Source organism: Finegoldia sp. P1-F-LS (genome assembly GCF_052932205.1).
In genome coordinates, this window is sequence record NZ_JBRFJH010000001.1 from 219,803 (window position 1) to 234,610 (window position 14,808).

Genomic DNA, 14,808 nt, shown 5'->3' on the forward strand with positions numbered 1-14,808 from the left:
ATGGAAATTAATAAAATGTACAAAATTGCTTTGCAATATAAACAAAACGCATACACACCATATTCTAACTATAATGTAGGATGCTGTGTAAAAGACACAGACGGAAACTATTTTGGAGGTTGTAATATCGAAAATGCATCATTCAGTCCAACTATTTGTGCTGAAAGAACTGCTATTTCAAAGATGGTTTCTGAAGGATGTAAATTAATAGATACAATTTTAATAATTGGAGATTCAGATTTTACTTATCCTTGTGGAGTTTGTAGACAGGTGATTAAAGAATTTTCTAATGAAGATACTAGGATAATAGTAGCTAGAAATGAGAAAGATTATAAAATTTATAATATTGAAGAATTACTACCTCATGGATTTAGTGGAGATGATGTAAATGTTTAAATCAGGATTTGTTTCAGTAATAGGAAGAAGTAATGTAGGGAAATCAACTCTTTTAAATAGAGTTTTAGGAGAAAAGCTAACGATTATTTCAGACAAACCACAAACTACCAGAAATAAAATTCAACTTATATATACAGATGAAAATATGCAAGCAATATTTCTAGATACACCAGGAATACAAACACCAAAAAATAAACTTGGAGATTATATGCTTAAAGTATCAATGTCAACATTGAATGAGGTTGATGTTATAACATATATTGTTGATACCACAGAAGAAATAGGAAAGCTGGATTCAGAAATTATAGAAAAACTAAGATTAGTTAATACAAAAATTATTTTATTAATCAATAAAATTGATAAAATAGCAAGTGATAAAGTTAATGAACTAGTAGAAATGTATACTAAAGTTGGAATATTCGAACAAATAATTCCTATTAGTGCTTTGAATGGGGATAATATTGAAGGATATTTAACCTCTCTTCGTAATACATTACCAGATGGACCTATGTATTATGATAAAGATAGTGTAACTGATCAACCTATTAGGCAGATTGTACAAGAACTAATCAGGGAAAAGGCACTTATCAATTTATCTGATGAATTACCACACGGAATAGCTATAACTATTGAAAAATTCAAAGAGAGACAAGATAAGAATTTAATAGATATAGACGCTACAATTATCGTTGAGAAAAAAAGTCATAAAGGTATGGTAATTGGGAAAAAAGGATCAATGATTAAAAAAATAGGCACTGATGCCAGAATAGATATAGAGCAATTATTAGATACTAAAGTAAATCTTAAACTTTGGGTTAAAATAGATGAAGAGTGGAGAAATAAAGATTCTAGATTAAGGTATTTGGGATACAACTAATGGATAAAGACTACATCAAGACACAAGCGATTGTACTAGAACATATTGTTTATGGAGAAAACTCTATAATTTTAAATGTTTTTAGTAAAGAAGAAGGTATTATTGGTATTTTTATCAATAATATTAATTCTATGAAGTCAATTATTGAATTTAACGTTTTATCAGTGAATGATTTTACTTTAAAAAAAGGAAATCAATTCTACTACTTGGTAGATTATGATTTGATTAATTCTAACTTCAATATTAGAACTAATTACAGATCAGAATTATTTAGCTTAGTAATTGTCGATTTAATTAAGTCGATTTTTTATAATGAAGTTTGCAATGAAAAAGTATATGCCTTGATTTTAAAAACAGTAATATTCTTATCCAAATATTCTGAAGATCAATACGCTTTAATAAATGCGTTTATTTTGAAACTTGTATCATATCTTGGATATCAACCTAGTATGTTTTATCAAAATAGTCACAATAGGTTTTATTTAGATGGTGGATTTGTAGATTCTGATGGAGAATACTATCAAATTGATAATTTGCATGCAAAGTATATGATATACTTAATGAAAAATAGATATGATGATATAATTAATAAAAAGTATGAATCAATAAATGAGAATGAAATTTTAAAGATTTTGCTAAAATACACGATGAACAATTTTGGAATAGAATATTTAGGGTCATTAGGTTACCTTGAATATTTGTAAGGAGAAATAATGCACAACTTATTAATTGATATAGTGACTAAGAATATACCTAATGACTTTATTGGATTTATAAATAGATCACTTTACGAAAAAATAAGAAAAGAATTTAAAAAACTTCAATTACTATATTCAAATATAGATTTGGATACAATAAAAGATCATTTTTTTATTTATGTTACTAGCATAGAAAATACCAAATACACGCTAGAAGATTACGAAACCATAATAATTAATGCAATTGATTCTATAAATTTTAAATATAAATATAATCACGAGAGTTTATCATTTAAAGAGTCTATTTTGCAAATAAAAATTTTTAATGAAGAACAGCATAAAACAATAAATTTTAATGATGTTGATGAAAATAAGAATAACGAATTAGTTAATTCTTCTACTTTTAACGATTTTTCCTCTGCGTTATTGAAAAATGAAATTATATTGAAAAAAGACCAGAGACTAGAATCTTTTGAAAAAAGTGCTAATAAACTTGCAAGAGCTAACGGATGCTCAATAATTAATAATAAGAGCATAATGAATGAATATGCTAATAAGTTTGATTATCCAGTAAGTGTAGAAGGTTCATTCGACGAAAAATATCTATGCATTGATAAATCAATACTATATACAGTTTTAATGGAAAATTTTAAGGTATTACCAATGGAATTTGAAAATGGAAATAGTTCTAACTTTTTTGTCTATGCTAAAAATAAAAATTCCGAAGACTCTCGAGTTTTGTGTGCTGAAATTAATAATAAATTGGAAGAAATAAATAATTTGATAACTAAAAAGTCAGATAAAAAACTTGAAGATTTTGTAGAAGATTTAAAAAACGTTACTTATATTAATAATTATGGTAACTTTTATGATAAAACACAAAGACTAATAAAAATATCTCCTGAATTATGTAAGATGCTTTCGGTTAGCGAAGAAACAGTTAATTCTGTAAACAGAATTTCATTTCTGTGTAAAGCAGATAAAGCAACAGAAATTGTTAAAAAGTGTCCTTACTTACATGGATTAATTGGTAGATTGTATGCTAAGTCTGATGGAGAAGAAAAAATTGTTTATGATGGTGTTTATGAGCATATTAAACCAAGATTTATATCTGAAAGTATTCCAAATTCAACAGCGGCTAGAATTGTAGCAATTTCTGATAAAATGGAATATGTTATGTCTTACATAATATCAAGCAGTGACGAAAATTTTAAATATAATTACAAGCTAAGAAAAACTATTACATCGGTGATATCTATTATTCTCAAATCAGAATTGGATTTTAATTTAAGTGATTTTATTACTAAAATTTTATATGTTTTTTTACAAGACAAAGGTATAGTAGATTATGAATATTTTGAGAAAAGTATAAAAGAAATTATTCTTGATGTTTACAGAGACGAATGCATAAAATCAGGGTATGATTTTGATGAAATTGATGTGATTAATTATGCTAATTTAAATATTTTTAAATTAAATCGTTTATTGACAAACTTACATGAAATAAATTCAAAATATAATGGTAAATTAATGTTACAGATTCAAAAAATGCTAGAGGTAAATTGTAATGAGTGTAAGTATACACCGATGGAATTAGATAGCAATAATTTGTGTGATATGTTTGAAAGATTATCAAAATGCTCTGAAGAAGATTTGGCTTTTTATAAATTAATTTTTAAAGGTGTATTTAATAAATTAAATTAAGGAGAATGTTATGAATAAAACTATATTAGTTATTTCTGATTCTACAGGAGAGACAGCAAATCAAGTTTTGGATGCTGTGAAAGTTCATTTTGATATTACAGATGTTGATATAAAAAAATTCTCAAAAATTAATAAAAAAGAACAAATTGATGAAATACTAGATGATATTAAAGGAGATATATTAATATTTTCTACGATTGTAGATCGAGAATTATTAGATTACTTGATTGAAAAAACAGAAATGAATGAATCGATTTATCTAGTAGACGTTTTATCATATCCTATGCTAATTTCAAGTAAATTTTTCGGGCAACAACCTAGATTTGATGTTGGATTAAATAGAAAAGTTGACCAAGAATACCTTGAGAAAATGGAAGCATTAGAATTTGCAGTAAAATATGATGATTGTAAGGATAAATTTGGTATATTAAAAGCAGATATTATATTAATTGGGGTTTCAAGAACCTCAAAGACACCTTTAAGTTTAAATTTAGCATTCAAAAACTATAAAGTTTGTAATATTCCTATTTTACCGGAAGTTGAAATTCCTTCAGAATTATATAAAGTAGATAATAAAAAGATTATTGGTTTAATAATTGATTCTGACAAGCTTAATAACATTAGGGAAGATAGAATGGCCAAAATTGGTTTACAATTAGGTTATTCAGATGATTTCAGGATTGAAAAAGAGCTTGAATATGCAAAAAAAATTATGAACAAAATAGGATGTAAAATAATTAATGTAACAGATAAAACAATCGATGAAACATCTAATGAAATAATTTCGTATATTGATAAATATAAGTAAAATTTAAGTTCTCATTTTTTGAGAGCTTTTTTGTTTTAGATATTAAATTATGATAAAATATTAGGAGAATACTGGAGGCTAATGTGGAGAATAATAGATACGAAATTCAAAGAAAAATAAATGAAGACGAATTTTCTACGACATTTAAAGCATATGATAAAAAATTAAATAGATATCTTTGTTTAAAAGAATATCACGACAAAAACTATTTTGAAAATTTAACAAATGATTTAAAATACTTATCAAATCTACATCATCCAAATATTCTTGAAATGTATGATTTAATAAATTCTAGTAATAAGAGCTACTTAACTTACGAAATTTTTGATGGGATATCCCTTGATATTCTATTCAAAAGAAAAAGAGTATCTGAATCATTTCTATTAGATGTTTTAAAAAAAATATTACTTTCGCTTATTTACTCTGAAAATAATGGCATATTTTTAGGAAATTTAAGAATTTATAATATGATTGTAGATGAGAATGATCATTTCAAGATTGATATTTTCAAAAACTTTAATGGAGAACACTTTGGTGATAGTACAGCCCAATTAAGATTTAACATAACACTACTATTAGAGATTTTAGAAGAATCTAATATTGATATTGTTAATAGTAACCTAAATAATTTTTATCAAAAACTAAGAAATTACACTTTTAATGATACACAAAGTATAATGAAAGATTTAAATGAAATTAATTATAATAAAATGCCAAGTTCAAATAATGAGTCAATTGATAATACTATAAAGCTAGACTTGAAAAATGAACACGAGAAAAATATGTCTTATAAAATAGATGAAAATATATTCGAAGAAGAAATAAAGAAAAAAAAGAAATCGCATAATTATCTCAAATCTTTTTTAGTTTATTTTACATCTGTATTATTAGCTTTTTTTGCTGCAGCAGCAATTATTTTTTATTATAATTCGAGACCGAAAGCACCTGATTATGTTGGAAAAAATTTAATGCTAGCTGTTGATCAAGCTACTGCAAATAACATAGAATTGGTAGTAGATAAGTCAGTTAGTGTTGATAAGTCAAACTATAATAAATATGTTGTCATAGGACAAAGTCCTAAAGTAGGAGAGAAACTGTTATTTAAGAAAAAAATAAAAGTAGAACTTGGGTTAGAAAAAGAAAACACAATGATTAACCTAATAGGTTTAAATTTGAAAAAAGCGAAGAAAGAACTATCTAATTTAGGTTTAAATGTTAAGAAAGTTAGATACAAAAAAAGTACCGTATATGATGAAGGTCTTGTTATTGATCAAAGTATTGAAGCAGGCAGAAAAATCCAGAATGGAGATTTTGTTACGATAACTGTAAGTTCTGGTAAAATAAAAAGGAAAGAAACTGTCGATGATGAATATACTCCACCAGAGGAAAATGAAAGGCCTAATGAAGATGAAAATGATAATTCTAGTGTAGATAATAATGATTCTAATTCAAATAATAATCAAGAATCTAATAATGAAAATACTAGAAAAAACGACAATAGTAACAGCGGGGAATAATATGGAGTATTTTTCGATTTCATATAAGGGTGATTTTAGAGATAAAAACGAAGATTACTATAAAAACGAAGCATTTAAAGATACTCAAATATTTTTAATTGCAGATGGCATGGGTGGATGTGAATATGGTGAAAAAGCATCTGAAATCGCAGTAGAAGAGTTTTTAATTTGTTTTAAAAATCACTTCGCAGAAGAACTTAGCATGAAGGATTTGATTTATGGCTCAATTCATCATGCAGGTTATAAAATTTTAGATTTTTCAAATTCAAACAATTGCCCAAACAATATAGGAACAACATTCTTAGCCACTATTATTAGAGAAAACACAATGTATCTATTTAATATTGGAGATAGTAGAGCTTATTTACAAAATGAATATGGTTTTTATCAAATTTCAAAAGATCATGTTGTAAAAAACAATGAAAATCTTAAAAATGCCATAACCAGAGGGCTTGGTTTTAGGAGTATGGATAAACCCGATTATATTATTAAGGAACTAAGCTCTGATGATCAAATACTAATGGCTACTGATGGTTTTTATAAATTTATTGATAAAAGCAATATTCAATCTATTTTGAAATCAAACTTAAGCGTAAAAGAAAAATGCAATAAATTATTAGAGGATGTAATTAATAAATCTGATGATAACATTACAATTACATTGATTAAAATATAGAATTTATTTATAAGCTATCGAGTATCGATGGCTTATATTTTATAAAGGAGATATACATGGAAGAAAATAACGATAAATTAGCCACAAATTCTTATGTTAATTTATTTATAAATAGACACGAACACGCTCCAACCTATTCGATAATTACTCATGGTTGTCAAATGAATGAACATGATTCTGAAAAAATAAAAACATTATTAGAAAATATGGGATTTGAAAAATCTGATGAAAAATTAGATGCGGATTTCATAATTTTCAATACTTGCTTAGTAAGAGAAAATGCAGAGATGAAGGTTTATGGACAACTTGGAGCATTAAAAAATTTAAAAAGAGAGAATCCAGATATGCTTATAGCTGTATGTGGCTGTATGATGCAAACTGGTCCTGCGCGCGATATTATTAGAGAAAAGTATCCACAAGTGGATATAGTATTTGGAGTAAATAACATAAATTCATTACCATATCTTATAGATAGACACCTTAGCAGTGGCAAATTAGTTGTAGACATTGAAAGAAAAGATGACATTGATGAAGATATCGCTATTAAAAGAGATAATGAATATGTCGGATATGTAAATATAATGACTGGATGCAATAATTTTTGTACTTATTGCATAGTTCCATACGCAAGAGGTAGGGAGCAAAGTAGATCTGTTGAAAGTATATTATCTGAAGTGAAAAGAATGGTAGATCAAGGATATAAAGATATAACTCTACTAGGACAGAATGTAAATTCATACGGTAAAACACTTGAAAATCCTGTTACTTTTACAGAGCTTTTAACTAAGGTTAATGATGTTGAAGGACTTGAGAGATTAAGATTTTTAACAAGTCATCCAAAAGATATTTCTGATGAATTAATTGAAGCAATGGGTAAATTAGATAAAGTTTGCGAAAACATTCATTTACCATTTCAAGCAGGATCAAATTCGGTTTTAGAAAGAATGCACAGAAGATATACAAAAGAATCTTACTTAGAAAAGGTAGAGAAATTAAAGAAAAGTGTAAAAGGAATTACTTTTTCAACGGATATTATAGTAGGATTTCCAGGAGAAACTGAAGAAGATTTCCAGGACACTTTAGATGTAGTTAGAAAAGTTGGTTACGAACAAGCTTTTACATTTAAATATAATAGAAGACCTGGAACAAAGGCGGATTTATTTGAAGATCAAGTTGATGAAGATGTAAAACAAGATAGACTAGAAAGACTTTTAGATGTTGCTTATCCGATTTTTTACGAGAAAAACAAATCTTATCTTGGGACTATACAAGAAGTATTAATTGAAGGAGAAAGCAAGAATAATCCAGAAGTCATGACAGGAAGAACTAGAACATTCAAATTGGTAAATGTTAAATGTGATAAATCTTATATTGGTAAATTAGTAAATACGAAAATTGTAGATTTCAATTCTTTTGCATTAACTGGGGAAATGGTGGATTAAAATGGCTTATACTCCTATGATTAAACAATACAAAGAAATAAAAGAACAAAACAAAGATTGTATATTATTTTTTAGATTAGGAGATTTTTATGAAATGTTCTTTGATGATGCTTTGATCGCATCCAAAGAGCTTGAAATTGTTTTGACACAAAGGGATTGTGGAGAAAATAAAAAATGTCCAATGTGTGGTATTCCTTATCATGTGAGTGATGTATATATTAACAAATTAGTCTCAAAAGGGTATAAGGTTGCTATATGTGAGCAATTAGAAGATCCCAAATTAGTTAAAGGTCTAGTAAAAAGAGGAATAATTAAGATTTATACTCCGGCTACAGTAATAGAAAATGAAAATTCTGATACTGGAAACTTTAATTATTTGATGAGTATTTCAAAAAAATCAAATGAGGTCGCTATTTCGTATATAGATATTTCAACAGGTGATGTTTCATATACTAATACCACATCTGATGATATTTATAAAATAATTGAAAATGAGATTTCAAAAATTACTCCAAAAGAAATCATATTTAATGATCATGAGTTTTCAACTAATTCATTAGAAACAATTGCAAGTAAGTTCTCAATTGTATTGACTACTGTTAATAATGGCACTAATTCTATAGATTTCATTAATAGCAAGATAAAATACGATAATAGCAACAGCGAAACAACTAATATTTGTGTTGCTAATTTATTAAAATATGTGTTCAGATATCAGGATGATTTAGTTCATATCAATAGTTCTAGAAAATATTATATAAATGAATTTATGGAAATTGATTCTAATAGCGTTATTAATTTAGAAATTCAAAAAAATTTATACACTAATTCTAAAAATGGTAGTTTGTTTGGAGTGTTGAATCATACAAAAACATCAATGGGATCTAGACTATTGCATAGTTATTTAGAAAGACCATTGATGGATAAAGAAGAAATTTTGATTAGGCAAAATAGAGTTGAAGAAATTTTTGAAGATTATGAGTTATTAGTTAATTTAGAGAATTGCCTAGATGGTATCTACGATTTGGATAGACTTTTAGCGAAATTATCTTATAAAAGTGCTAATGCCAAGGATTTAATTGCTTTAAAGGTCTCTATTGAAAAGATTCCATACCTGAAAAATCTTTTAAATTGTAACAAGAAAAACATACAATTAATAGGAGAAAAATTAGATGATTTACGTGACATATACGATTTGATTGACAAATCAATAGTGGACGATCCTCCTGTAATTTTGACAGAAGGAAATCTAATAAAACCTAATTTTTCTAATGAATTAGATCAATTGCGTTATAACAGAGTTAATGGAAAAAATGAATTAGTAGAATACGAAATGTCTGAAAAAGACAGGTTAGGGATAAAGAATCTAAAAATTGTTTTTAATAAAAAACTTGGATATTTTATCGATGTTACTAAATCTAACTTAAATAAGGTTGGAGAAGATTACGAAAAAAGACAAACGTTGACTAATTCATCAAGGTTTAAGACAAAACAATTAGAAGCTATAGAATCAAAAATATTAGATTCTGAGGATGAGATTTTTGAACTAGAATATAAGATATTTGAGGACATTAGAAAAATAATTTTAGAAAATTTATCGAGAATAAAAAAATCTGCAGATTTGATTGCAATTATTGATGTTTCAAATTCGCTAGCTAAATGTGCGTACTTGAATAATTATATTAAGCCAGATATCAATACTTATGGGTTAATTGATGTTTTAGAATCTAGACATCCTATTGTAGAGCTAAGCGTAGGCCAATCTGAATTTATAACTAATGACATACTAATCGGATCTGGGAAAAATGATATACAGTTAATTACAGGGCCTAATATGAGTGGGAAATCCACTTACCTTAGACAAGTTGCCTTAATTTGCATATTAAATCAAATTGGATCATTCGTACCTGCTACCAAGGCAAATATTTCTATTGTCGACAAAATTTTTACAAGAATAGGATCAAGTGATAACTTATTTAAAGGTGAATCTACTTTCATGGTTGAAATGAAAGAAATGAGCAATATTATTAAATATGCAACTTCAAATAGTTTATTAGTATTAGATGAAATAGGTCGAGGTACATCAACATTTGATGGATTAAGCTTAGCATGGGCTATAGTTGAATATATTTCAAAGAATATTAAAGCAAAAACATTATTTGCAACCCATTACCATGAACTAACAGAATTAGAGAAAAAATTAGATAATCTTATTAATATGAAAGTCGATATTAAAGAAACTAATGATTCTATTATTTTCTTGAGAAAAATTACTAGAGGTTCAACTGATAAAAGTTATGGTATTGAAGTAGCTGAATTAGCTGGAATGCCAAAGACTCTGATAAAACGTGCAAAATCAATCTTAAAAGAAATAGACAAAGAAGATACTAAAATTGATTTTCCAATTGCTGATTTTGCAGTTCAAAATGAAATGGAAGATGATAAAAATATTCATGAATTAAAAGACTTTAAGGATGAAATTAAAAATATTAATGTAAATGAGATTACTCCAATACAGTCTCTACAACTATTAAATGAGCTAGTTATTAAAGCTTCAAAATTAGGTGATTAAAATGATTAAATTATTATCAGAAGATACAATACAAAAAATTGCAGCAGGTGAAGTTATTGAAAGGCCTGTTTCTGTTATTAAAGAATTAGTTGAAAATTCAATAGATGCTGGAAGTGATACCATTATTGTAGAAATTAAAAATGGCGGAAAAGATTATATATCAGTTAGCGATAATGGATCGGGAATTGAAAAAAATGAAATAGAATTAGCGTTTAAAAGACATTCAACTAGTAAACTTGAAAAATTTGATGATTTATATGATATAAGGACATTGGGTTTTAGAGGAGAAGCTTTGGCTAGTATTCTAGCTGTGAGTAAACTTATTGTAAGTACTAGAACAAAATCAGAAAAAATCGGGGAAAAAGTTGAGTTTAGAAATTCAAAAGTTATAAATGAATCAGATGTTGCCATGAATGTAGGAACTAAGATAGTAATAAAAGATCTGTTTTATAATGTACCTGTAAGAAAAAAGTTTATGAAGTCAGATCAGACAGAAGCAAATCTAATAACAACAACAATGTATAAATTTGCTATTTGCAACACAGATGTTTCTATCAAATACATTAAAGATAACAAAACTTTGTTTGAGACTAAGAAGAATTCTTCAATTAAGGAGAATATTATTAATTTATTTGGCACTTCAATGTCCAATAACTTAATAGATATTGATATAAGTTCACACGATTACAAAATTCACGGATACATTTCAAATAATAATTTGTATAGAGCTAATAGGCAGATGCAATATATTTTCTTAAATGGTAGATTTATTAAATCGGAAGATATCAGAAATACTGTTGAATCTAACTATAAATCTGTAATTCCTAACGGGAGATTTCCACTATTTTGGCTTTTTTTTGAAATAAATCCTAAGCTTGTAGATGTTAATGTCCATCCAAATAAACAAAAAGTGAAAATATCTATTTTGGATGAAATATTGGAACAACTCAATAAAAAGGTTAGATTTTTGCTAGAAAATAACGTTAGAATTACAAATATTAGTCAATCAATTCCTGATGATGATAAGTACAAAGATTTAAGAAGAAATTATTTTGAATCTGATTCTAACTTAACTAACTATAAATATGATAAGGTATCAGAGCCAACATATTCTTATAATCTTTTCAACGATAATTCAAAATTAAGCAATTTAAGAAATATAAGATATAAAGATGAGTCAGAAGCATTTAATAAAAAGCCAGAAACTAATAAATATTTTTTTAAAGAGAAAGATATAGCGAAACAAGATAACTTCTTTCTTGACGAAATCGAACAAATTAAAGTTGAATCTTATTTAGCAAAATATGAAAAATTTGATATACTTACAGTTTTATTCAAAACATATATTTTAGCTAAGGATGAATATGACAGTAAAATTTATTTATTTGATCAACATGCCTGTCATGAGAGAATTAATTATGAAAAGTTAACAAAACAAATGTTAGATAAGGAAGTAGTGTCACAAAATTTAGCATTTCCAATTAACATTTCATTAACTGATGAACTCATGGAAATATATACCAATAATAAGAGCATATTTGAAGAATTGGGATATGAAAGTGATGTTTTTTCTGATGATTCAGTAGTGGTTCGTGCTGTCCCTTATCTATTCGGAAACTCAAATGCCGAGTTTTTATTTACCGATATTTTGGATACAATTGCTAAGAATTCAAATGATCCTTTTGATGTAATTGAATCTAAAGTTATAAAAAGATCTTGCAAAATGAGTGTAAAAGCAGGTGACACTTTAAGTAACTTCGAAATAATTAAACTTTTAGAAGATTTGTTTAAATGTGAATATCCATTAACATGTCCTCATGGAAGGCCAACTTTTATTGAAATGAATGAAAAAGATCTAGAAAAAATGTTTATGAGGATAAAATGAGGAAAAAATGTATTGTAATAGTTGGACCTACTGGAGTGGGGAAGACCAGGTTGAGTATTTTTTTAGCAAAAAGATTAAGTAGTGAGATTATTTCTGCAGATTCAATGCAAATATATAAGTATATGGATATTGGAACTGCAAAAGTAGAACCAAAATATCAGAGAGTAATTAAACATCATTTAATAGATATAGTTGAACCATATGAAAATTTTAATGTTGAACAATTTAAAAATCTATGCATAGAAAAAATTGAAGAAATTTCATCTAAAAACAAAATCCCAATTATTGTTGGAGGCACAGGCTTATATATAAACTCGATAACTCATAAGTTAGAGTTTAATGCTGTTAAATCTGATGACAAATTAAGAGAAGAATTGGAAAATATTTCTTTACAATATGGAAATGAGAAACTTCATGAAATATTAGAAGATATAGATCCAAAGTCCGCTGATAAGATTCACATGAACAACGTGAGACGTGTTATTAGAGCAATCGAAGTATGTAAACTAACTGGGCATAAGTTTAGTGAAATTAACGATAAATTTGACCATTATAACGATGATTATGATTTTTATATAATTGGATTAAATGATGACAGACAGGTCCTTTACGAAAGGATTAACAAAAGAGTTGATGAGATGATTGATGAAGGTTTTATGGCTGAATGCAAATACATTTATGAAATGACGGATGAAAACTCTCAATCAATTCAAGCTATAGGCTATAGAGAAGCTTTTATGTATTTAAATAATAAGATATCTTTTAAAGATATGATTAGTCTAATGAAAAAAAATAGTAGAAAATATGCTAAGAGACAGTTAACGTGGTTTAGACAAGATAAAAGAATTCATTGGATGAATTTGAAAGACTTTAGAGAATTTGAAGACATCGAACAAATTTGTTTGAAAAATGTGAAAGAATGGTTATATGATAAGAGATAAAATAAAAGAATGGTACGGTATAGATGATTATAGTTTTGATACAGTTATGGAAAGTGATTATCTACTATCCGAAAAATTTAAAGAATTAGAAAACTTGGAATTTGTTAATCAACTTAAAGTTTTGAAGGCTTTCCAAGATAATAAGTTACAAGCTACTGATTTTGCATCAACAACGGGTTATGGATATGGTGATGTTGGTAGAGATAAATGTGAAGCGATATTTAGAGATATTTTCAAAGCTGAGGATTGTTTAGTTAGACCGTCTATTGCTTCTGGAACTCATGCACTAAGTCTATTGATGAAAGGTGCATTATTACCTGGAGATAAATTATTATATATCACAGGATTACCTTACGATACATTACAAGAAGTTATAGGAATCGAAGGCAATTCTCCGTGTAATTTGAAAGAATTTGGAATTGATTTTGATTATGTAGATTTGGTAGATAATGAAATAAATTTGAAAGCTGTGGAATCAAAGATAGACTCTACTGTAAAAATGATAGCCATACAAAGATCAACAGGTTATAGTTTACGAAATGCTATAAATATTGAACAAATCGAACGAGCAGCTCAATTTATCAAAGAGAAATTTCCTGAAATTATAATCATGGTTGATAATTGTTATGGAGAATTCACTGAATATAAAGAACCTATTGAGGTAGGATGTGATGTTATTGCTGGATCTTTGATAAAAAATCCAGGTGGTGGAATAGCTCTTTCAGGAGGATATATTGCTGGTAAAAAGTCTATTATCGATAGGGTAGCGAATACTTTAACAGCACCAGGAATAGGAAAGGAAGTAGGAATAACTTTTGGTACGACTCGAAACACATTACAAGGCTTATTTTTAGCTCCTAAAATTACTATTGAAGCAATGAAGTCGGCATTATTATTTTCTCATGTTTTCAAAAAATTGGGATTTAAAACAATTCCTGATGTAGAAGATAAAAGAAGTGATATAATTTGTGCGATTATTCTTAAAAACGAAGAAAGAGTTGTTGAGTTTTGTAGATCCATTCAAGAGTCATCTGTTGTAGATTCACATGTAGTTCCTTATCCTTGGGATATGCCAGGTTACGATGATAAAGTAATAATGGCATCAGGAAGCTTTATAGATGGTTCTAGTATAGAGATTTCAGCAGATGGACCTTTAAGAGAACCATATGTAGCTTATTTTCAAGGATCTTTAACCTATAAACAAGCATTACTTGCTTGCATGAAAGTTGTTATGAATTTAAAAAATAAAAACTTAATATAAAATAATAAAAGCCTTCTATTTATAACAATAA

The 14,808-nt window shown here is 27.1% G+C and carries 12 protein-coding genes; all 12 read left to right on the forward strand.

Going from position 1 to position 14,808, the window contains the following annotated elements:
- The 12 genes from cdd to ACU68Y_RS01395 all read left to right on the forward strand — a co-directional run bounded on the left by cdd (position 1) and on the right by ACU68Y_RS01395 (position 14,777).
- Positions 1–396, forward strand: a complete 396-nt coding sequence (cdd, locus tag ACU68Y_RS01340; protein ID WP_002838211.1) for a cytidine deaminase — start codon at positions 1–3, stop codon at positions 394–396.
- Complete coding sequence (era, locus tag ACU68Y_RS01345) at positions 389–1,273, forward strand: GTPase Era (protein ID WP_002838109.1); 885 nt, start codon at positions 389–391, stop codon at positions 1,271–1,273. Before cdd ends, era begins: the two co-directional genes overlap by 8 nt.
- A complete protein-coding gene (gene recO, locus ACU68Y_RS01350) occupies positions 1,273–1,977 on the forward strand; it encodes a DNA repair protein RecO (RefSeq protein ID WP_002838372.1) in 705 nt (234 codons plus the stop codon). The genes era and recO overlap by 1 nt, the downstream gene beginning before the upstream one ends.
- Positions 1,978–1,986: 9 nt before the next feature.
- Positions 1,987–3,675 (forward strand): glycine--tRNA ligase subunit beta, encoded by a 1,689-nt coding sequence (locus tag ACU68Y_RS01355; protein ID WP_060790584.1) that lies wholly within the window; start codon positions 1,987–1,989, stop codon positions 3,673–3,675.
- Between the two features lie 10 nt (positions 3,676–3,685).
- Complete coding sequence (locus ACU68Y_RS01360; RefSeq protein ID WP_002839089.1) at positions 3,686–4,483, forward strand: pyruvate, water dikinase regulatory protein; 798 nt, start codon at positions 3,686–3,688, stop codon at positions 4,481–4,483.
- 83 nt (positions 4,484–4,566) lie between these two features.
- Positions 4,567–6,000 (forward strand): PASTA domain-containing protein, encoded by a 1,434-nt coding sequence (locus ACU68Y_RS01365; protein ID WP_446755248.1) that lies wholly within the window; start codon positions 4,567–4,569, stop codon positions 5,998–6,000.
- A 1-nt stretch (position 6,001) separates the two neighbouring features.
- Positions 6,002–6,676, forward strand: coding sequence for a PP2C family protein-serine/threonine phosphatase (locus ACU68Y_RS01370; RefSeq protein ID WP_094225621.1), 675 nt, complete (start codon positions 6,002–6,004; stop codon positions 6,674–6,676).
- Between the two features lie 56 nt (positions 6,677–6,732).
- Positions 6,733–8,118: a tRNA (N6-isopentenyl adenosine(37)-C2)-methylthiotransferase MiaB gene (miaB, locus tag ACU68Y_RS01375; RefSeq protein WP_094225622.1), complete on the forward strand. Its 1,386-nt coding sequence runs from the start codon at positions 6,733–6,735 to the stop codon at positions 8,116–8,118.
- Between the two features lies 1 nt (position 8,119).
- On the forward strand, positions 8,120–10,690 hold the full coding sequence (mutS, locus tag ACU68Y_RS01380) for a DNA mismatch repair protein MutS (RefSeq protein ID WP_446755249.1): 2,571 nt from the start codon (positions 8,120–8,122) through the stop codon (positions 10,688–10,690).
- Between the two features lies 1 nt (position 10,691).
- Positions 10,692–12,575 (forward strand): DNA mismatch repair endonuclease MutL, encoded by a 1,884-nt coding sequence (gene mutL / locus ACU68Y_RS01385; RefSeq protein ID WP_446755250.1) that lies wholly within the window; start codon positions 10,692–10,694, stop codon positions 12,573–12,575.
- On the forward strand, positions 12,572–13,516 hold the full coding sequence (gene miaA / locus ACU68Y_RS01390) for a tRNA (adenosine(37)-N6)-dimethylallyltransferase MiaA (protein WP_002838371.1): 945 nt from the start codon (positions 12,572–12,574) through the stop codon (positions 13,514–13,516). Before mutL ends, miaA begins: the two co-directional genes overlap by 4 nt.
- Entirely contained in the window at positions 13,503–14,777 is a 1,275-nt protein-coding gene (locus tag ACU68Y_RS01395) for a methionine gamma-lyase family protein (protein ID WP_002838127.1), read from the forward strand. Before miaA ends, ACU68Y_RS01395 begins: the two co-directional genes overlap by 14 nt.
- The last annotated feature ends 31 nt before the right edge of the window (positions 14,778–14,808 follow it).

Excerpts from the sequence above, each read along its gene's own strand:
- mutL (WP_446755250.1), top strand. The coding sequence starts at position 10,692 with ATGATTAAATTATTATCAGAAGATACAATACAAAAAATTGCAGCAGGT.
- miaA (WP_002838371.1), top strand. The coding sequence starts at position 12,572 with ATGAGGAAAAAATGTATTGTAATAGTTGGACCTACTGGAGTGGGGAAG.
- era (WP_002838109.1), top strand. The coding sequence starts at position 389 with ATGTTTAAATCAGGATTTGTTTCAGTAATAGGAAGAAGTAATGTAGGG.
- cdd (WP_002838211.1), top strand. The coding sequence starts at position 1 with ATGGAAATTAATAAAATGTACAAAATTGCTTTGCAATATAAACAAAAC.
- miaB (WP_094225622.1), top strand. The coding sequence starts at position 6,733 with ATGGAAGAAAATAACGATAAATTAGCCACAAATTCTTATGTTAATTTA.
- recO (WP_002838372.1), top strand. The coding sequence starts at position 1,273 with ATGGATAAAGACTACATCAAGACACAAGCGATTGTACTAGAACATATT.
- ACU68Y_RS01355 (WP_060790584.1), top strand. The coding sequence starts at position 1,987 with ATGCACAACTTATTAATTGATATAGTGACTAAGAATATACCTAATGAC.
- ACU68Y_RS01360 (WP_002839089.1), top strand. The coding sequence starts at position 3,686 with ATGAATAAAACTATATTAGTTATTTCTGATTCTACAGGAGAGACAGCA.
- mutS (WP_446755249.1), top strand. The coding sequence starts at position 8,120 with ATGGCTTATACTCCTATGATTAAACAATACAAAGAAATAAAAGAACAA.
- ACU68Y_RS01395 (WP_002838127.1), top strand. The coding sequence starts at position 13,503 with ATGATAAGAGATAAAATAAAAGAATGGTACGGTATAGATGATTATAGT.
- ACU68Y_RS01370 (WP_094225621.1), top strand. The coding sequence starts at position 6,002 with ATGGAGTATTTTTCGATTTCATATAAGGGTGATTTTAGAGATAAAAAC.